The organism is Pseudomonadales bacterium (assembly GCA_024234615.1).
Classification (GTDB): Bacteria; Pseudomonadota; Gammaproteobacteria; order Pseudomonadales; family IMCC2047; genus JAJFKB01.
In genome coordinates, this window is the sequence record JACKNY010000002.1 from 671,257 (window position 1) to 690,557 (window position 19,301).

Here is a 19,301-nt window from a genome sequence, read left to right on the forward strand (position 1 = left end):
GAGCTCTAAACTTAAATTAATAGACAAACAACGTTAATCGATAAAGTGCGGCATAACTTGCTCTGCAAATGTTTGCATGTAGGGATAAGGGTCTGCCATTCCGGCTGGCATAACAAACCCATTAACACCCATGTCGATAATTTTCTGAAAGCGGGGAATAGCTTCTTCAGGCGTGCCAGCAATAGCGATCGAATCAATAATTCGATCGGACAATAATTCTTTATGTTTCGCTCGATTACTGCCATGCTCGGCATAATCATACTGCGATTTAAAACGATCAAGCTCCTGCCAGAGCGTTTCGTCGAAATACTCCTTGGGCACAGTTTTAAAGGTAGTGCCAGCAGCAACGGCAGCATAGCCTTTCACTTCCTCACGCGCCTGCTGACGGTCCTGCGAGACAGCGCAGGCAACCCTCATATAGAGCTTAATATCTTCAAGTTTTCTACCCGATGCCTCAGCGCCGATACGAATATTATCAATTGCATATTGTACAAAAGATGGATTTGACCCCACTTGAAATAAGATACCATCGGCCAAACCACCACCCAGCTGGAGCGAACGAGGACCGGAACAAGCCATCACAATTGGCACATCAAATTGCGACCAAGCCATTTGTATTTCTTTACCCTCGTACTCAATCGCCTTACCCTGTATTAGCGCACGAATCACCCTCACCTTATTATCAAATGTCGCTAATTTCTCCGGCTTCAGCCCCAGGTTAACAACCGCACTTTCACCCACTCCGATCCCCAAAATACCGCGACCTCCAGACAACTCATGTAAACTTGCCCAACTATTGGCAAGTACTGCCGGGTGACGGGTTACGGTATGAGTGACGCCCGCTGCAAGCTTAATTCGATGAGTCTGCACCGCTAGTACCGCTAATATGGCATAGGCATCTCGCATGACCGAATGCGAGTCCGCAATCCAGACCCCGCCATAGCCGAATTGCTCAGCTGCAATACCCATACGTATGCAGTCCTGAATGGGGCGATTCGGTAATATGCCCAGATCAAATGAAATACTCATATTTAATACCTCAGCACATTTTCGGCGATGATCCTACCCGCGCTAACTAAGAATAAAACAATAGTTGTATTTTACAACTATTGTTTTATTCTTACAATATATTCTTAACTGCCTTGTTCATGATAAAAGTCACAATATGAACGCAAAGACAAAGTAACATAGGCTCGATACGGTAGAGTTGAAACAGGGAATTAAGAAGCTTATGCTTAGCTTATCCGAACAAGAAAAAGCATAAAGCGATCAGACCTAAGGGATCAAAATATTGGATAAGAGCGCCTCAGAAACGAATGATTTAAGGAGCTTTACCTGCTTCGAAGATTACGATAGAGTTCCTGGCTTTGTGATCAGCCAAACCGCTTACGCTATCCGCAAGTCAATCGCCAAAAATATCAAAAATGCTGGTTTTGATATTACCCCTCAAGAGTTCGCGATACTCAATCGACTAGCAACCCATCCGACGCTCAATCAGCGTATGCTCGCGGAACTAACCTATAAGGACCGACCGGCGGTTACGAGGATGTTAACCCATCTGATGACTAAAGGATTAGTAGAAAAACAGACATGCGGTAATGACCGCCGTGCTTATTTAGTTAGACTGACAAAAAAGGGCAAGGACATTCGGGACCTTATTGTTCCAATAGCTCAAAAGGTGCTCCATCAGGCCCTTGACGGCACCAAAATTAAAGACCTGGAAACCACCATCAAAACACTGCATAAGATTACCACCAACCTCAACCCCCAAGACAGCTAAACATATCGTGCAAACAGCACTTTATCTGAAGGGCTAGCTACGGCGCAGAAGACTACATTGACCCAAGCAAGCACTAAAGCCGTGTCCCTGATATCGACGAAATACCTAACGGTTTTGCTTCCACACCCCCACCAGCTTTATTCTTTTTATGTGAGGAGCGTAATTTCTGCAAGCAGCGTTCAGAATGCTCATCCACAGGAAAACCACACTCAATTCTAAGCTCCTGCAAGGTGATATCCTGTGGTGCTCCTAGAGTGGCAATCGTTGTAAATAGCTTTAATTCCAATTCATCATTTTTTAAATGGATAGGTTTGAGCAACTGCGGCAGGCCATTCCAAGACTGCGCTGAAGCCGTTTCATTTTCATCCGGATAAGTACAAATTTCATCCCAAAGTGCTCGCATCTTTTTATCCTGCGGATCAGAATTAAGCGCGCGCGAAACACGACTGGCCATATAAAGCTCAAATTCAACAATATTTTCAATGTGTTTTCTCCACCCCCTTGGATGTAGTACCAAGCGCATGAGATTAATTCCCGCCTGGTCGAGCATGCTCTTATCATCAATAAAAATTTCTGTAATTCGCTGCATCGCTTCATTAGCCATCAGAATATTCCAATAGCGGTCGATAATCATCACGGGATAAGGCTCTGTCGCTCGGCAGATAAACTCTAAGGTTTTACGCACCTGCTCCATTTCAGGCTCGGAGAGCCCTGTTTCGCTATAACAGGAAGCGAAGCCTGCCGATTCTAACAACGCATTACGGGCTCGCAAGGGAATCTCTAAGACATCTGCTAACCGTAGCAACAAGCCTTTGCTAGGTCGACCGCGGCCTGTTTCAATAAAGCTCAGGTGTCGTGCCGAAGTTTCCGCGCGCACCGCCAAATCTAATTGACTTAAATTGCGCATCGAGCGCCATTTTTTCAATAGTTCGCCCAAATTTGTCGGTTCTTGCGCCGCCATTATTTAATTACCTCCTAGTTCCTAGATTGAGCTTGAGAGATATGTAACCTTAAAACAGGGTGTAATCTAGCACAGTCTTTAACTAAAATAGTAATATTTATCATTACTAATCTTCTTTTAACAGGACTCTGCATGACGTCGCGAATGACGGCAAAGAATAGTTTTAGGATGCTGGGAAGTTTGCGCGCCAGGCTACGCGTCGATACAATCTAAGTTATTGATAATACGATGCGGGTGTGTGAACACAGTTGCACGCTCACCACGGACAAAACCACAGAGCGTCACTCCGAACCGCTCAGCAACATCTATCGCCAGGGAAGTAGGGGCACTCACAGCGGCAATCACTTCCAAACCTGAGCGCACCGCCTTAACCGCCATTTCCAAACTCAATCGACTCGATAACAGGACACCACAGCGTTTGAAGCTTTTGTTTTCGAGCAAATGCCGGCCAATGACCTTATCTAAAGCATTGTGACGACCCAAGTCTTCCGCCACCGAATAGATTTGCCCTTCCGCCGAAAAAATTGCCGCCGCATGACTGCCACCGGTATGTTGGAATATCTCTTGTCCTTGTTTCATTTGTTCCATCAACTTGGCAAAGCCTTCCGAGCCCATGCGCATTTCATCGGTAACGTTCGACAATCCGTAAGCATTATTTTCAACAATATCGCGTTTTCCACAAATACCGCAGGAGCTCGTAATGATGACATCACGGCGGCGTACAACGGCAGCTTCTGGATTGGTTAACTGCATTTGAACTACTTCCGGTTCATCCGGACACACCGCCATGGTTTTGATATCGTCAAGACCGCTTATAATGCCTTCTGTAAAGGCAAAACCCGCCGCCAACGCCAAAGCTTCAGGGTTTTCTGATTCACCTAAAATTCCATCAACATCTGTAAAACCGATAGCACCATCAACCTTCTCTGTTGGTGTCCACATCAGGGTATATTTACCAATACCTTCAATATCAATAGTTAATGCATCTTCCTCAACCACCTGACAAAGTTCTTTAATCGCTGGCTCGCCCGGTTTTGGAATATGGAATGCGGATACAAGATGTACGCCCCGCCGAGGCACTGGGCATGAGAGGTTTTTCTCGGTAGAAGGATGATTTTTCATAAGCGGATACCCGAAACGGGATCGACCGCTATCGGGGAGTGTCCACAGCTCCGTGACGGGGCTGTGGACAAAAAGTTTAAAGGCTAGCCGTTCTTGGTTTAAAACTAAGAATCGGTTCGTATAAAGCTGCTTTAAATACTAAAACACGATAGGTAAAGAAGCCAGCTAAAATGGCTAATGCGGCCAAAACAACCAGCAGATAACTCGTTCCACCCAGCCACAACAGCAACGCAGGAACTGCGATACCCACTCCCATCACCAGGCCAATAAAGGCTTGGGAGTAAACCCCTTTCACCAATAAACCTACAGATTGGCGGCCACCAGTTGTGCCGTGATATGCGCCGTGCAACAAACTCATAATTATTGCCAAATCAACTAGCAACATGAGCAGGGTAAAGTTCACTAGCAGTTGTCTTACCCCTGGCTGTTGTGCAAGAAATCCGTCCCAACCTAGCACAAGCAAGGCCGCCAACCCAGTAGTTATCGCATAAGACACACTACTAATTGGCATTAAACCCGTATTCCATAATGCGAAAGCGCTGGAGTGCGCCATCGCAAAACCTTGATATGCCATCACCACCACGCCAGCAACAAAAGCTAATATCCGTGCTAATTCGGTAAAGAAACTACCAAGCGTCTCGCCAAAAATGGCGGTTAACAATCCATATTCCAGCTGTAACAGGTAGGCTACTCCAGCCCCCACAAATAACATAATTGCAATCAGGCCGCGGCTAATCCAGGACCGATCCGGCCTCAGCATCGCACGCCATGCTCTGGAAGGGACTCCCATGTGTGCTAGATGGAAATAAGGTTTGCCGACACCGGCGAACACTAATCCAACCAGCATCCCCAGCTTAAACCCAAAATACTGAGACAACATAAACAGCCCCGCCCCCAGTTCGCAGCAGAAAAAAGCAGCAGCCATGGAGGTGTCCCAGTAACGTTGGAATCGATACCCTACTTTAAAGGTATCACCTACGATAATATTTTCATTTGCCATGATAGTTACCAAGTCGATAAATTAATGGTCTTGTGTCTATACAGGTACTACGAATTAATCCACGTAATAGACTTTAGGTTTAGTGTTTTTATCAGAGAGGGCTGGCATGCCTCCGCGCTCCCTGATGAGTTTGTTCGGAGCAGAATTCGGGTCATCCAGATCACCAAATATTCGCGCATCTGTGGGGCAAGTCACCACACAGGCTGGCTCCAGGCCAGCATCGACACGCTGACTACAGAAGTCACACTTAGTAACGGTGCCCGGCGTCCAACGACCATAGCCTTGCTTTTCAAAATCGGTCAGATTACCACCGCCATACATACCATTTTTTAGGTTATCCGCATCCATCTGCGTGCGCTGATCGTAAGGGCAGGCTACCGCACAGGTACCACAACCAATACATAAGGCATCGTCCACCATGACGATACCATCATCGCGTGTATAGGTTGCGCCACTGGGACAGACTTTCTCACAAGGAGCATCCTCACAATGGTTACAGAGTGTTGGGATATAAACTCGATTAGCCGCAGGATAAACACCGTATTCTTCACTCAACGTTTTAGTGAAAAATACCCCATCGGGTAACGAATTTTCCTGTTTACAGGCCACTACACAGGCATTACAGCCAATGCAACGACGCAAATCAAAGACCATACCTCGTTTCATTAGTGATGCTCCCCTTTGCCTTTTGCAGTTTCTAGTTCTTGCACGAAATCGTAGATGGACCCACCTTGCTTGAGGAAATCCGGCCAGTCATCCAGTTTCGTCAATTTAACCTTTGTCGTGGTTTCCGGTTGCCCACTTGCAGCGTCAGTGTTTGCCATATCATAAGGCAGCATATCGTTAAAATGCCCACCAGACATGGCGACATAGGTATTTTCGCTCTTAGTTCGAGACAACGCATTCGATACACCAATGGTTTCAGGGTGCATGCCCTCCGTCGTTGCTAGGCGACCATAGAGATGTCCGTATGGCGACTCTACTTTCACAACATCCCCGGCAGCCAATCCCATTTTCGCTGCAGTTGCCGTGTTAATCAGCAAACCAGTGTGAACTGGGTCGCGGAAGACGATATCTCGAATCCAGGGATTACTTAAACTTTCCCCAAAGTTCAGCTGAATATCCTTAAAAGTTATCGCGTAAAGATTGTATTCCTCTGGCAAGGTGTGCAGCGTATCCAATCGGGCGGTCGGTAACGGTTGGAAATCTTCAAACGGCCAATCCTTAATATAAGGCGTCTTCATCGCTTCCATTTTGGCCTTCAGTCCGTCACGCTCTTTCAGCATATCTTCGATATAGAAGTTCAAACGCATACCTTCCCAAGGACGATACCATTTGTCGAGGCGACGCTCTGTTACTGAGTGACCATGCTCCATATACCAGTCGATATCTTTACCATTCCACAGTAAGCCTTTGCGGCGCGCAATTTCACGATCAGTGTATTTTTTATCCAGGTCTAACTTAAGCTCCGGCTTCTGCTCAAAACCAAGAATCATATTAATAACGCTGTTGTAAGCTTCTAACACACCCAGACGTTCGGAGAGTTCATAGAAAATTTCCTCTTCGCTCTTGGTGTTGTAGATCGGTTCTGTGACTGGCTGGCGGAAACATTGGCCTTCCGTATGCGGCGGCTCGATCATGGTACAGTTCCAGGTTTCAAGCACATCGCTGGAAGGTAGGATAACATCGGCGAAATCCGTCATTTCATTTGGCACAACATCAACACAAACGATAAAACGCATCTCCTTCAAGAATTGTATCCACTTTTCTCTCGGCCCTTGAATTGACCAAACCGGGTTAGAGTGACAGTTCACTATGACATCCGGGGTAAATTCAACACCAAAATACTCCCGGTTCTGATGCACCAACAAATTTAAGTGAGGTGCGTTAACCCCATTCGGGAAGTGCGACGCCAAATGATATTCGTTAGTTGGATAGGCAAACTCCGGCATATGACCGAGCTGGTGAGGCGTACCCAATAACTGACCGCATTCACCCATGGCTACATGGTTATTATCAACTTGGCCATCATCAATAGTGACCCCCATATGACCTCCCGGGGTGTCAATATTTCCAATCAATATGTTGACCAGTTTGAAGGCCTGATTTGTCTGCGCACCCAACTTACGGCCCTGGGCACCGCGATAATAATTGTATGCAGCTGGCCGGAGGGGAATGGTGCGTCCGTCTTCAATGGTAATGTTAGTACCAATCTGTGCCGCCTTTGCGAACTCTCTGGCTATACGACGAATCGTATCCGCCGGCACAGTAGTCACTTTTTCCATTTCTTCAGGTGAACAGTCTGCCAAAATATCTTTATAAACCTGGAATGCCGGACGACAGGCGACACCATTAACAGTGTAATTACCTTCCAGGGCAAGATTTTCACTCGCCAGTGTGGGGTCGTTCCACAACTTAGCGCAATCGTCTTTACTATCCCAAACATAAATCTGCTTATTATCATCCCTGACGAAGTACCCATCCGGGCCGACCAGATAGGGTGCATTAGTATCTTTCCTCAGGAAAACAAAATCACATAGGCCTTCGTTCACCAAGACATGCGACATGCCCATTGCAAAGTGTCTATCCGTCGCAGGACGAATCGGTACCCACTCATCTGCTTTCGCAGAACCAATAGACAAACGTGGCTCAACAGAAACTACGCGCATGCCACGATCAATACGAGCTTTTGCGACCCAGTTGGACTGTGCCGCTGCGTGCAGGTGAGAAGAAAAACCGTCGCCCGTACCATTATTGATCCAATAGTTACAGTACTTGGCATCATTCGCGCAACCAAAAGATGAATGGATATAACCGTTCATCGGGTGATAGGCGCCACCGCACATGGTGCCGCCAGACTGATAAAAGTTATGGCAGCCAATCGCCAACGGCCAAAACCAGATATGCATCTTTTGGAAGTCTTCCAGAGACGGCAAAATTTTTCGTGGATCCTCATCCAGTGATTTCTTAATTTCCCTGGCCGTAATTTCAAATGCCTCATCCCAGCTAATAGGCACCCATTTCGGGTCGACCCCTGGCCCTTTCTCAGGATTGGTGCGCTTCAACGGCTCTTTGAAACGCTTTGGGTCATAATGGCGCATAATGGCAGAATTACCCTTAGGGCAAAGCTTGCCGTTATTGGAAGGATTGGTCGGGTCACCTTCGATTTTGTTAATAATTCCGTCATCAGTAACGTGAATTATGTTAGAGCAAGAATGCAGACACATCTTACAAGTAGAACGCACCCAGCGTCCTGACTTGAGCGAATTTGCGGTCGGGGATGGATTTGTCATCACTGTTCCTCGCGAATTTTAGGAATTAATTAAGAAATTTTGAGACAGAACTGTAATTTTTTATAGTTATAGCTAAATTAACTGTAAATTTAACAATTAATTTAATAAATGTAAACCCTAACACTCTGAATAAACTGGATCAATTGCCAATTTTATCCCATATAAAATACATTAAATAAGAATAGGATTAATTTTAGGTTGAGAATCGCGGATAAAGACACTATTGAACTCTCCACTTTGATAAAAATAGACAACTCAAAAATCATAACGGCAATGAACATTTGAATATATTCACCACCTTCTAGGGATATGGCAAGTAAGTGTACTACTGCTGCTACCAAAAAGAAACAAACCAAAATTTGGTTTTACCAGTCAATGAATCTAGCTCAGAATACGCTGTTTTTATGGAAAAGCAGGCCCTAACTGTTACACTTTCTCACTCACCATTTTATAATCGCTGCCAAGTACCGGTAAAAATAACCTACGGATACGCCTAACTCAGAACAAAAATAATTCGCTAGTTTTTATATCTAAAATAGGTCTACTTGAAAGTGCTCAAACACTACGCAAAGTCTGGACAAAAACGTCCCATCAATCGGAGAAAACTACTTTGACAACCAAAACAAAAACAACCGGGGCGCATTTGCAGAAAGAATGGCACCTAGCTACTAATGACCGCGAAATCAAATTCACCGACTTCGAGTTTGCCATTATTCGCGCCGCTGCCGCATTTGATCGCTGGCAAAAAGATTGCTTAGCCTGCTGCCTCGAAGGGGGGCTGTCCGCTATGGAAAACGCGGTACTACATATCATTCGTATGCATAATCGCCCTAAAAGTATTTCCGATATCGCACGCTTGATGAATCGTGATGATATCTCAAATTTGCAATATTCATTGCGTAAACTCAATACCGCGCAACTGATTAAACGCTCCGACAAGCGTGACAGTAAGCGCTCAGCGACCTACACTATTACCGGAAAAGGCAAGCAGATCAGTGATCAATTCGCGGAATTCCGTCGGGATTTACTGCTGAACCTGACAGATTCAATTAAGGATTTCGATACAGATGTAGTCGTCGCCTCAAAAATACTAAATATCATCGCCGGCTTGTATGACCACGCCTCAAGCATCGCATCTGCGCACCCACGGGCTTAGGAAAGAGCTTGCATTATCGCTTTAAAGGGCAATAAAACGCAGTCATGGCGGCTTTTGTAAGCCGCCACTGGCTGAAATAAAGCCAACGATTCCCAACCGGGAACTGGCCAGTTTTCAACCTGCTCGCCTTTGAGCATATGTTGTAAACCATCGACAACCATCTCTAGGTCGGTGGCGGAGGCTCCAACAACCGCTTGGGCAATCGCGTTCGCAGATGCCCGACAAAGCAAACAGCCTTTTACCTGGTGCGTTAGCGCAATAACACACCCATCCTTCAGGTTCAAAGCAACAGTGACGCGATCACCGCATAGCGGATTATCTAAGGTAACTTTACAATCCGGCTGCTCTAGCTTTTGTTCAGCTACCGGAATATTAGCAAGCGCCTTGATGTCTTCATGGTAAATATTGCCACTCATCTCAGCACCTCAACTACCTTATGTAGCGCCACAACTAAGGTCTCAATATCCTCTTGACTGGTAAAAACCGCCATGCTGGCACGAGTGGTCGCCATCACACCGACTGCATCCATCAATGGCTGCGCGCAATGGTGTCCACCACGCAACGCAACTCCATATTGATCAGCAATATGGCAAATATCATGAGGGTGGCAACCTTCAATATCAAAGGAAATTATAGGCATTCTTGGCTGATTCAAATCAGAGCCTATCGTACGTAACCCAGAAATGGTATTTAGATCCCGAAATAATTGGTTCATCAGCCTAGCTTCATGCTCTCGGATTTCGCCCCAGGGCAATTGTTCTAGCCACTCCACAGCAGCACCTAACCCGATGGCTTGAGCAATAGGTGGCGTGCCCGCCTCTAAACGCTGATTTGACGTCAAAAAGGTGGTACCAGAAACCGTTACCCGTTCCACCATTCCACCACCCACCATAAACTCCGGTAGCTGCTCCAGCCATTCAGATTTCCCCCATAATACCCCTACTCCGGTAGGTCCATAGCATTTATGTCCGGAAAAAGCGTAAAAGTCGATATCCAGCGCCTGTACATCTACCGGCCCATGCGGCACCGCCTGCGCACCATCCACCACCAATTTGGCACCAACGCGTTTGGCAGCCGCCGAAATTGTTCGTAGCTCCGAAATATCTCCTGTGACATTGGATACTTGTGTGACCGCAATAATACGACATCGCTCTCCAACCAACTCACCTATTGCAGATAAATCCAATATACCCTCTGAGCTGACCGGGATAAGCCTGAGTGTTGCACCAGTTCTTTGACAGAGCATTTGCCAGGGCACAAAATTACTGTGATGCTCCAGCGTAGAGACTAAGATTTCATCACCCGGATTGATGCTGCCCTCCAGGCCAAAGGCAAGTTGATTAATCGAGCCTGTCGTGCCCGAGGTAAAAACAACTTCATTGACATCTTTTGCGTTAATATATTTGGCCACACTAGCCCGAGCCGACTCGTAAGCATCAGTGGCTTCAGATGCCAAACGATGTACCCCGCGCGCCACGTTTGCACGGTAACCGGTTTCAAATTCACGCACCTTATCCAGCACCACAGTGGGCGAAAAAGTAGTCGCCGCATTGTCAAGGTAACACAGGGGGTAGCCATTTACTTCTCGACCGAGAATAGGGAACTGGCGGCGGATATCGAAAATATTAAACTTCATTCTTTCTTATCCTGCTGCATTAACAAGATCCAGCTCTTCCTGTGTATCAATATCGGCGAAGATGGACTCATCACTGATGGGCACTTCCCAGACGTTGGCAGCGTATTCTTTTAAAATCGTTTTGGCGCCAGTGTCACCAGTCAATTTCTGCATCGCAGGAAAATAACGTCGCGACCAGAGCACTGGATTGCCGCGACGACCATCCTTAACCGGCATCACGATATCACGCTCCAATACCGGATCAAATTCTGCAATAAGTTCATTAATTTGTGATTTGGTGACGAAAGGCATATCACCAAGTAGCACTATCGCGCCATCAACCTCATCAGACAGACTTGCAATACCTATTTTTACTGAGCTAGCAATACCTGAGTTATAATCAGGATTATGCACGAATTTCAAATTACGCCCAGCCAACAAAGTTTCCAGCGCTTCGGATTCATGCCCCGTCACTAAGGTGATGGATTCAACATTGGACGCTAGTGCCGCATTAGCAACACTGACTACCATCGGCACACCTTTGACCTGAGACAGCAATTTATTTTGTTCGCCCATGCGCCGGGAACTACCAGCGGCAAGTATAATCGCCGCAATTCGGGGCTTGCTCTGATGTTTAGGCTGAACTGCCCGACGATGCCGTCGCTCCGAGTGGGCAACATCTTTAATGAGACCACCGACACCCATCGCCATAATATGCTCTGGTTTAACCTCAATACCCGCAAGAATACGCTGTAATACCCAGTCCAAGCCATTGAGCTTAGGTGAACGACTACAGCCCGGGAGATTAATAATATTCGTCTTGCCGAGTTTCGCGAGAAGCAGCATATTACCCGGCTCAACTGGCATTCCAAACTGGACAATCTCGCCGCCACACTCTTTGATAGCGGTTGGGATCACATCGCCAATATCAACCGTAATTCCAGCACCGCAAACCATAATCGGGTTACAACCTTGAGTGAGTGCCTGCTTAAGCGCTGCACTAATTTCATCAATTTTATGCTCGCAACGCTGATGAAAAACCACCTGACTGTCATAAGCGCGCATACGCCCTTGCGTGACCTCAAAGGTCGAATCAAGCACAGACTCTTTCAGGGCAGCCGATTTAGTTAAAATAAGAGCGCCATGGTGAGGCTGAAATGGCATCACTTCGATTGCCGGTTTCTCATCTGCCAAAATATTTAGGCAATGTTCAAGCAGACGCTCTGAAACCGCAAAGGGAATAATTTTGATTGAAGCCACCGCCTGATCGGCATGCGCCTCGGCACTATTGGGCAAAGTTGCGATTGCAATCGCACCATCAGACAGGTTAATCGCGTTGATTTTTGCACTATCTATTTGCGTTAAGCCATGCTGTTTCGCGTACAGATTACAGCGCCCGGCAATCGGCTTACCTATATTTAAATGGAGCCCCGCTAATTGTTTTGCAATCTGCTCAGCCGCAGTATCTTCGTCCACATCACCGGGCTCCAAACGCACTCCGGTCACAAATTCAACCTTGGCCTGCTCAAGCAGCAACAGATGTTCAGCGTTTAGTTCAGTACCTTTTTTAAGTGTGACAGCGTCTAAACGCAAGGTATGTGCAAGAATAACACCCAGCGCCTCTACACGTTTATACTGTGCAAAAATCACTAGCCCTTCCTCGCGTAGCGCGCCTGGATAATCTGTGCCAAAGTAGCAACCGCGACTTCTGCGGGGGAACGTCCTCCTAAGTTAATGCCTACCGGAGCACAAATACGATCCAATTGCTCTGCCAAACCGAGTTCAGTTAATCGTTCAACACGCTTGGCATGGGTTCGCGTGCTGCCCAAGCAACCAATATAAAAGGCATCGCTGTTCAGCGCCTCGATAATGGCCGGGTCATCAATTTTTGGATCATGCGTGAGTGTCACTACCGCCGTTTGACTATCCGGCTGCAACCGCTCAAAGGCTTCATCCGGCCATTCGCAAAGTAAATCGACACCAGGGAATCTTTCAGTAGTGGCAAAGGCGCGGCGAGGATCGATCACACTAACTTGATAACCGACCTCCATGGCTAATATCGCAAGTTTTTGTGCTATATGAACTGCGCCCACAATGAGTAGTCGGTAATCAGGTACGTAGCTCCGCACAAAGAGTTCGTCCTCAGGACCAGCTATTTTTCCACTACGCCCGCTGTGCAGCATGTCTTTTGCCTGCTGACTTTGTTCGGCAGTTAAAACTAAATGTCCAAAGGGTTCACGGTTTTGATAAAGAAGCGTCTGCAAGCCATCTCGCAGTCTCGTCACCAAAGCAACCGGATGTTTATTTTCTCGATCTTGAAAAAGCCGTGCGAAAATTGCTGTATTCATTGCAATGGCTCCACATAAATCTGGATTGCCCCGCCGCAGGTTAGACCTACCTCCCAAGCTTCTTCGTTACTCACGCCGAATTCAAGCAGTTTAGGCTTGCCTTCGGCAATAACCTCAAGCGCTTCAGCAACAACGGCGCCCTCTATACAACCACCTGAAACTGATCCGACAAAATTTGACTGTGTATCAATCACCAAATGACTACCAGTAGAGCGAGGCGAAGATCCCCAGGTTTGCACCACTGTAGCCAATGCTACCTGACGACCTTCTTCAAGCCATTGCTTAAGCGTGACCAACTCATCTGGTAAGCCTGCGCCACTATCATATTTAGTAAGGGTATCATCCATCGTCATTCACTCAATGAAAAAATCTGAGGTTATTATTACCAGCGTTACGGCGAAATGCCAGCTATGTTTAAAACAAAGGAACGGGTATCAGATTGGACAACAGAACTGGGGAAAGGATGGAAAACTCCCCGCAACCGTACGGGGAGTTTTTCCGGTTCGAGCCGCTAAGCCCTATTTAAGCTAGGCAGTAGCTGCCTTTTCTCTGATAGCCTTAAGGATTTTCTCTGGTGTAATAGGTCCTTGGGTAAACTGGATGCCAGTCGCTTGGTAAATCGCATTAGCGACCGCACCAACTGGAGTAACCAAGCCAGCCTCCCCCACACTCTTAGCCCCAAAAGGCCCATAAGGATCGGGATTTTCAACCAGAATATTGGTCATTTTCGGCATATCCGAAGAACCTAACATCTTGTAATCCGTAAAGCTGTTATTTTTTACCTTACCATCGACGTCGAAATAAATTTCCTCCGTCAACGCCATGCCCAAACCTTGCTGTGCACCGCCCTCCATTTGACCCTCACAGATCGCCGGGTGAATGGCACGACCGATATCATGAGCACTGACCAGCTCCAACACCTTCACTTCGCCGGTTTCCATATCTACCTCAACCTCAACAAAGGTACAGAAGAATGGCGGCGAGTTATGATCCGGCATATAGCTGACATAACTTTGAATTTGGCCGATTTCCCCATTACGTTCGCCAGTTAAATGGTCGACGAAATTATAAACGCCGGTTTCGCATATTTCTTTGGCAGAAATAGATTTGCTCGGCGAACCTTTAACGAAAATTTCCTTCTCATCGTTAATATCTAAATCATCGACATTCGCTTCCAGCTTTTTCGCGGCACGCTCAAACAACTGACGTCGTGCGTCTTCACATGCCTGCTTGACGGCGTTACCACCAACATAGAGCGTTCGACTCGCGTGCGCACCAATATCAAAACCATTGGCGTCAGAATCACCAACATCAAGGTGTACGTCATCAATCGGGAAACCCAAAGATTCAGCGGCGATTTGACGTAAAGTAGTGTGCGACCCTTGCCCCAAATCAGAACAGGCCAGCAGTAATTCTGCCGACGCATCTTCATTTAAACGTACGGTACAGGTCGTATGCTCCAATATCATCGGTGCCGCGCCACTGGTATGCTGTCCTACCGACAGACCAATACCACGACGCTTGACGCCAGTTTGATTCGCATACTTGGCGCGCTTTTCTTTCCAGCCGATCGCTTCTGCACCTTTATCCAAACATTCATCCAACGCACAGCTACTATATTGGGTAAAGCCAATCCAGCTGTTATCACCAACTGTTTTGTGCCACTTTTTACGCCACTCGAGCGGATCAACATTCAATTCATTACAGGCGCGATCAACCAGCTGCTCTAGCACAAAGTTAGTTTGCGGGTTACCGTAACCACGATAGGCACCGCACACCGGCTGGTTGGTAAAATAGGATTCACCACGATAACGTAGGTTTTCGACCTTGTACATGCCCTGCAACCAGAAGCCCGTCGTACTCGCCAGCGCAGAACCGTCGAGATAGTATCCACCTTTAAAGTTCTTGCTGATGGCGTCTATCGCTACGGGTGTACCATCTTTCTTAAAACCCATTTTCATCCAATAATCTGATGGATGACGACTTGGTGAGCTCAGCCAATCTTCTTCACGAGGCTGCAACAGTTTTACCGGGCGCCCGGGTACTGCAATTGCTAACGCACACACTTCGGGCTCCATGACCAAACCCAAGCGCGCGCCAAAACCACCACCGACAACGGTTTGATTGAACTTAACTCGTGACATGGGCATTTCAAATAAACGTGCTAACTTGACGTGCGCCAGTTTCGGCATTTGACAGGAGGACCAGCAATTGAGTCGGCCTTCGTCATCATAAAGCGCAATATAGTTATTGGGCTCCATTTGACACTGCTTTTGCTTCGGCGTGTAGAATCGATCTTCGACAACCACATCCGCCTCTTTAAAAGCTTCATCGACATCACCCCAGCCTAAACAGTTGTTTGGAAACATTTCTGCTGGCAACTGAAAAGCTCGATTACCCGGCTTGCCCTCTACAAACTGGATTGCATCGGGTGCTGATGACTGCTCTGGGGTCAAATAAACCGGTAGTGCTTCATACTCAACCTTAACTTTCGCCGCTGCACGTTCCGCCTGTTCTTCAGTTTCGGCAATAATCGCGCCAATGCCATCACCATAGAATTTTACGTGCTTGGTGAAGATATTTTGCTCTTCGATATCACCCATCCACTTAGCTTCCTGCTCGGAAGCCATCAGATCGATAACCGATTGGTTATAGGTTTTAGCTGTGACATCCTCTGGGCCCAGCGTTTTAATGACGCCAGGCATCTTCTTAGCTTCGGAAAAATCAATGCTCTTCACTTTCGCATGAGCATACTCCAGACAGCGAATGATTTTGCCGTAAACCATGCCAGGCATATCGATATCTCCGGCATATTTTGCACGACCGGTTACCTTCGCGCGAATATCAACTCGCGTTACATTCTTACCAACTGATTTAAATTCACCCATCTCTAATCCTCCGTTAACCGACTGCCTTAACACCGGCATTGGTCATTTTTTTGCTCGCTGATTTCACAGCAGCAACGATTTTTTCATAGCCAGTACAACGACAGATATTACCCTCTAACCAGTGACGTATTTCCGCCTCACTTGGGTCCGGGGATTGTTCAAGCAACCCAACTGTCTTAATCACCATGCCAGGAATACAGTAGCCACACTGAACCGCTGTTTCCTCAACAAAAGCTTTTTGTACTGGATGCAACTGGCCATCTTTTTCTAGACCTATTGCGGTGGTGATCGCTTTGCCATCCGCTGCCGCTGCCAAAGTTAAACAGGAATTAATAACTTTGCCATCAATCAAAACCGTGCAGGCACCACACTCGCCAGTACCACACCCGTACTTGGTATCTGGCAAATCTAGCTGATCCCGTAAAACTTCTAATAGCGTTTTATTTGACGCCACGCTCAGGTCGTAATCTCGACCATTAACCTTTAAGTTAACTGCTAATTTATTCATCGCTTAATCCTCAACTCTAGTTACGCGCGTTGACGTGCTTGTTCAATGGTGCGCTTAACAATAACACCTGACACCATTTTTCGATATTCGGCAGTTGAGCGCTGATCGTCGATCGGGGTAATTTCTGCCTCTACCGCGCTCATCACTTTCGCCAACGACTCATCATTAATTTCAGCACCTTTGAGCAGGGCTTCTGCCTGCTTTAAACGAACTAGCGTCGCCGCAACGCAGCCCATAGCCACTCGCGCATCTTCGCAAACATTACCCTTCATGGTCATGCTGACGGCCACATTCAACTTCGCCAAATCCTCATTCACTCGCGTCAAGCGTTTAAAAGCATTGATGTTACCGGCACTCGGTGCCGGAATTCTAAGCTCAAGCGCCAACTCATTTGGTTTACGTGCAGTGGTAGCGTAGCCAACCCATAGATCATCGATATCAACTTCGCGTTCACCTTCTTTGCTAGTAAATACCAGAGAGCCGCCTAAAGCATAAACGGCACAACTGCCATCTCCAGCGGGTGAACCTCTCAATAAATTTCCCACCAAGGTAGCCGTATTACGAATTTGAGGTGTAGCAAATGTTACCGCTGCCTCCCAAATCGCTGGATAATATTTTTTAACATCGGGGGAATCCAATAATTGAGCGATAGTTGTTTTAGAACCGACACGCAACCCTTTCTGCGCATCAAATGACAACCCATCCAAACCTGAGAGTTTGGCTAAACTCATTGCATTTTCATTTTCAAAATTAAACTTCATTGCCACTAGCACGTCGGTGCCACCAGAGATAACAGTGACTTTATCGCGCAAACGGTCAAGAATATCCAACGCTTCATCTACCGTCGACGGGATAAGCAAATTGAAATCGCTTAATATACGGGTGCTCATTTATATCCTCCGATCACATTATCGTTTTGCGGTTGTCAGGCAAGAATCGATTCATACCAGCCAATATGACAATCAGTATGCGCTTAATCGAAATAAGAATCGCCCAATTTTTTCAGGGAATGGGATAACCCGGGAATTCGTTTGCCCATTAGGATTCTATCCTAAATACGAATTGACAGGTTAACAATTACCAAGTTAGTAATCTGTTATTACAATACTTTTGTAAAATTGCACTCTTTATTAGAAAACACCATAAGCAGCCTAGACTTCGTCACAAAACTATCTACCTACTCTTTCTTTATCGGGATGCCTTCAGCGCTTCTGTTACAAATTTGGTTACTATCTTTGGTTGCATGACGGGGATAAAAAAGGGCAGCCCTGATAGGTGATGAAGCACCAGGAGGAGGCGGGCTGCCCTTGTATAACATCTTAAGCTATTAGCGTCCGGCTTTTCTCAAGTTCTGTACTGAAAACAAACTTGGTTGGTTTTGCTCATCCGTAATCAAACTCTTGAATTGCAGAGTAGTACAGTGTTTTGCCTGCACATCCAGCAGTACCGCAAAGTCATCCAACGCCACACCTTTGCCTTTGTTAGCGGCTAGGTGATAATCGGAATGTGACTTACCAATGGGGAACCAGCGCCACATATCGCCTTTACGGTCATAAACCACCAAAGTAGCCATGGTCATGGTTTGCGCATCCAGGTTAATCACTCGCTTGCTTAGCGGGTGATTAGGGTCCTTAGGCGTGCCGATCAACGTGAACGTCTTGCGCAACTGATAAGTCACGTTAGGGAAACAATCACCTTTGCCATGCGCAGCCACGAAACGGAAGCCATCAGGGTCATCAGCCGGTTCATCGGAAACCTGCTCTAACTGGTTGTGGTAGTAAAACGGCAATAACAAGTCACGAGTACCGCCATATTCCCAGTTATAATCAGAGACTCGGCCATTATAGCCCTCGAAGTCCTCGATCATAAGATCAGTACCCAGGAAGGCGTCAGTGATTTGACCGGTAGCCAAGCGACGCACACGGCGCTGAAAGCCGAGGTACAACCAAGCGTTATCGCGCTTAGTGTCATCTTCATAGCGGTGAATCAATAATTGCGTGTTAGCCAAATCGTAAGGTTCTTTCACGAAGGAATAGATGCCGCGATAGATTTCAGATGGGTTATTGTCGAACTTTGGCTTCGGATCAAAAGTCACCCGGTGTGAGAAGTTCATAAAATGCCAATCAAACTTCAACACTCGCTCAACTTTACCGGTGTTCATGTTTCTGAAGGTCCACCAAAATGGATAGATGGTTTCAGAGTCACCCGAGTTAAAGCCGTACTGGTAGTTCCACACCAGCTTTAAACCCGCTTTCGGATCATTAGCGTCAGGCTCTTTCGGGAACGCACGACCTGCCACATAGTTATCCAACGTGCCTTTCTCATTCACCGTCACATTACCAGCGTATTGACGTGTGGCATTAACATAGTCATCTGTTAAGGGAAAATCCGTGGTTGGCGCTGTTTTTACCGTCACCCAGCCATCTTTCACAAACCGGTATAAGGCTTCATCCATGATCGCTTTATATTGATCAGCATTATCCTGATTTACCTCAATACCGGGCGTATAACCCTGATAAGTGGGAGTGCCATTTTTATAAGGATAAAATGACCCTTCAATATCGGCGTCGGTAAACGACTCTGCGCTTAACCCTCCCGCCAACATCAGCGTGCCGCTTAGCGCGACTACT

17 protein-coding genes are annotated in these 19,301 nt (G+C 46.7%); 2 read left to right on the forward strand and 15 right to left on the reverse strand.

Translation table 11 applies throughout. The features are described 5' to 3' along the window. Positions 1–33: 33 nt before the first annotated feature. On the reverse strand, positions 34–1,029 hold the full coding sequence (locus tag H6995_12295) for an LLM class flavin-dependent oxidoreductase (GenBank protein ID MCP5215779.1): 996 nt from the start codon (positions 1,027–1,029) through the stop codon (positions 34–36). A 262-nt stretch (positions 1,030–1,291) separates the two neighbouring features. Here H6995_12295 and H6995_12300 point away from each other — a divergent pair, with 262 nt between their 5' ends. Then, positions 1,292–1,780: a MarR family transcriptional regulator gene (locus tag H6995_12300; GenBank protein ID MCP5215780.1), complete on the forward strand. Its 489-nt coding sequence runs from the start codon at positions 1,292–1,294 to the stop codon at positions 1,778–1,780. Positions 1,781–1,853: 73 nt separating this feature from the next. On the opposite strand, the gene H6995_12305 is transcribed toward H6995_12300, so the two are convergent. The 5 genes from H6995_12305 to H6995_12325 form a co-directional block, all read right to left on the reverse strand. Continuing rightward, positions 1,854–2,741, reverse strand: coding sequence for a helix-turn-helix transcriptional regulator (locus tag H6995_12305; protein ID MCP5215781.1), 888 nt, complete (start codon positions 2,739–2,741; stop codon positions 1,854–1,856). A gap of 192 nt (positions 2,742–2,933) precedes the next feature. Continuing rightward, positions 2,934–3,863, reverse strand: coding sequence for a formate dehydrogenase accessory sulfurtransferase FdhD (fdhD, locus tag H6995_12310; protein ID MCP5215782.1), 930 nt, complete (start codon positions 3,861–3,863; stop codon positions 2,934–2,936). 76 nt (positions 3,864–3,939) lie between these two features. Beyond that, complete coding sequence (gene nrfD / locus H6995_12315; protein MCP5215783.1) at positions 3,940–4,863, reverse strand: polysulfide reductase NrfD; 924 nt, start codon at positions 4,861–4,863, stop codon at positions 3,940–3,942. Positions 4,864–4,917: 54 nt separating this feature from the next. Continuing rightward, positions 4,918–5,517, reverse strand: a complete 600-nt coding sequence (locus H6995_12320) for a 4Fe-4S dicluster domain-containing protein (GenBank protein MCP5215784.1) — start codon at positions 5,515–5,517, stop codon at positions 4,918–4,920. Positions 5,518–5,528: 11 nt separating this feature from the next. Next, entirely contained in the window at positions 5,529–8,156 is a 2,628-nt protein-coding gene (locus H6995_12325; GenBank protein MCP5215785.1) for a molybdopterin-dependent oxidoreductase, read from the reverse strand. Positions 8,157–8,766: 610 nt separating this feature from the next. On the opposite strand from H6995_12325, the gene H6995_12330 reads away from it, so the two are divergent. After that, positions 8,767–9,312, forward strand: coding sequence for a winged helix DNA-binding protein (locus H6995_12330; GenBank protein MCP5215786.1), 546 nt, complete (start codon positions 8,767–8,769; stop codon positions 9,310–9,312). On the opposite strand, the gene H6995_12335 is transcribed toward H6995_12330, so the two are convergent. The 9 genes from H6995_12335 to H6995_12375 form a co-directional block, all read right to left on the reverse strand. Beyond that, positions 9,309–9,728 carry an iron-sulfur cluster assembly scaffold protein gene (locus H6995_12335; protein ID MCP5215787.1) on the reverse strand — a complete coding sequence of 140 codons (420 nt, stop codon included), beginning with the start codon at positions 9,726–9,728 and terminating at the stop codon, positions 9,309–9,311. The two genes, H6995_12330 and H6995_12335, sit on opposite strands and share 4 nt — an antisense overlap. After that, complete coding sequence (sufS, locus tag H6995_12340) at positions 9,725–10,936, reverse strand: SufS family cysteine desulfurase (GenBank protein ID MCP5215788.1); 1,212 nt, start codon at positions 10,934–10,936, stop codon at positions 9,725–9,727. The genes H6995_12335 and sufS overlap by 4 nt, the downstream gene beginning before the upstream one ends. A gap of 18 nt (positions 10,937–10,954) precedes the next feature. Further along, positions 10,955–12,577: an NTP transferase domain-containing protein gene (locus tag H6995_12345; protein ID MCP5215789.1), complete on the reverse strand. Its 1,623-nt coding sequence runs from the start codon at positions 12,575–12,577 to the stop codon at positions 10,955–10,957. Continuing rightward, complete coding sequence (locus H6995_12350; protein MCP5215790.1) at positions 12,577–13,275, reverse strand: XdhC family protein; 699 nt, start codon at positions 13,273–13,275, stop codon at positions 12,577–12,579. The genes H6995_12345 and H6995_12350 overlap by 1 nt, the downstream gene beginning before the upstream one ends. Beyond that, positions 13,272–13,622 (reverse strand): XdhC family protein, encoded by a 351-nt coding sequence (locus tag H6995_12355; protein ID MCP5215791.1) that lies wholly within the window; start codon positions 13,620–13,622, stop codon positions 13,272–13,274. Before H6995_12355 ends, H6995_12350 begins: the two co-directional genes overlap by 4 nt. A 180-nt stretch (positions 13,623–13,802) precedes the next feature. Next, entirely contained in the window at positions 13,803–16,163 is a 2,361-nt protein-coding gene (locus tag H6995_12360; GenBank protein MCP5215792.1) for a molybdopterin-dependent oxidoreductase, read from the reverse strand. Between the two features lie 13 nt (positions 16,164–16,176). Further along, positions 16,177–16,671: a (2Fe-2S)-binding protein gene (locus tag H6995_12365; GenBank protein ID MCP5215793.1), complete on the reverse strand. Its 495-nt coding sequence runs from the start codon at positions 16,669–16,671 to the stop codon at positions 16,177–16,179. A 20-nt stretch (positions 16,672–16,691) separates the two neighbouring features. Continuing rightward, complete coding sequence (locus H6995_12370) at positions 16,692–17,561, reverse strand: FAD binding domain-containing protein (protein MCP5215794.1); 870 nt, start codon at positions 17,559–17,561, stop codon at positions 16,692–16,694. 437 nt (positions 17,562–17,998) lie between these two features. Next, positions 17,999–19,276: a DUF1329 domain-containing protein gene (locus H6995_12375; GenBank protein MCP5215795.1), complete on the reverse strand. Its 1,278-nt coding sequence runs from the start codon at positions 19,274–19,276 to the stop codon at positions 17,999–18,001. Positions 19,277–19,301: the final 25 nt, after the last annotated feature.

Bases quoted from the DNA above. Each gene is read 5' to 3' on its own strand.
- H6995_12295 (MCP5215779.1), bottom strand. From the start codon at position 1,029: ATGAGTATTTCATTTGATCTGGGCATATTACCGAATCGCCCCATTCAG.
- H6995_12305 (MCP5215781.1), bottom strand. From the start codon at position 2,741: ATGGCGGCGCAAGAACCGACAAATTTGGGCGAACTATTGAAAAAATGG.
- fdhD (MCP5215782.1), bottom strand. From the start codon at position 3,863: ATGAAAAATCATCCTTCTACCGAGAAAAACCTCTCATGCCCAGTGCCT.
- nrfD (MCP5215783.1), bottom strand. From the start codon at position 4,863: ATGGCAAATGAAAATATTATCGTAGGTGATACCTTTAAAGTAGGGTAT.
- H6995_12320 (MCP5215784.1), bottom strand. From the start codon at position 5,517: ATGGTCTTTGATTTGCGTCGTTGCATTGGCTGTAATGCCTGTGTAGTG.
- H6995_12325 (MCP5215785.1), bottom strand. From the start codon at position 8,156: ATGACAAATCCATCCCCGACCGCAAATTCGCTCAAGTCAGGACGCTGG.
- H6995_12335 (MCP5215787.1), bottom strand. From the start codon at position 9,728: ATGAGTGGCAATATTTACCATGAAGACATCAAGGCGCTTGCTAATATT.
- H6995_12350 (MCP5215790.1), bottom strand. From the start codon at position 13,275: ATGAATACAGCAATTTTCGCACGGCTTTTTCAAGATCGAGAAAATAAA.
- H6995_12355 (MCP5215791.1), bottom strand. From the start codon at position 13,622: ATGGATGATACCCTTACTAAATATGATAGTGGCGCAGGCTTACCAGAT.
- H6995_12360 (MCP5215792.1), bottom strand. From the start codon at position 16,163: ATGGGTGAATTTAAATCAGTTGGTAAGAATGTAACGCGAGTTGATATT.
- H6995_12365 (MCP5215793.1), bottom strand. From the start codon at position 16,671: ATGAATAAATTAGCAGTTAACTTAAAGGTTAATGGTCGAGATTACGAC.
- H6995_12370 (MCP5215794.1), bottom strand. From the start codon at position 17,561: ATGAGCACCCGTATATTAAGCGATTTCAATTTGCTTATCCCGTCGACG.
- H6995_12375 (MCP5215795.1), bottom strand. From the start codon at position 19,276: ATGTTGGCGGGAGGGTTAAGCGCAGAGTCGTTTACCGACGCCGATATT.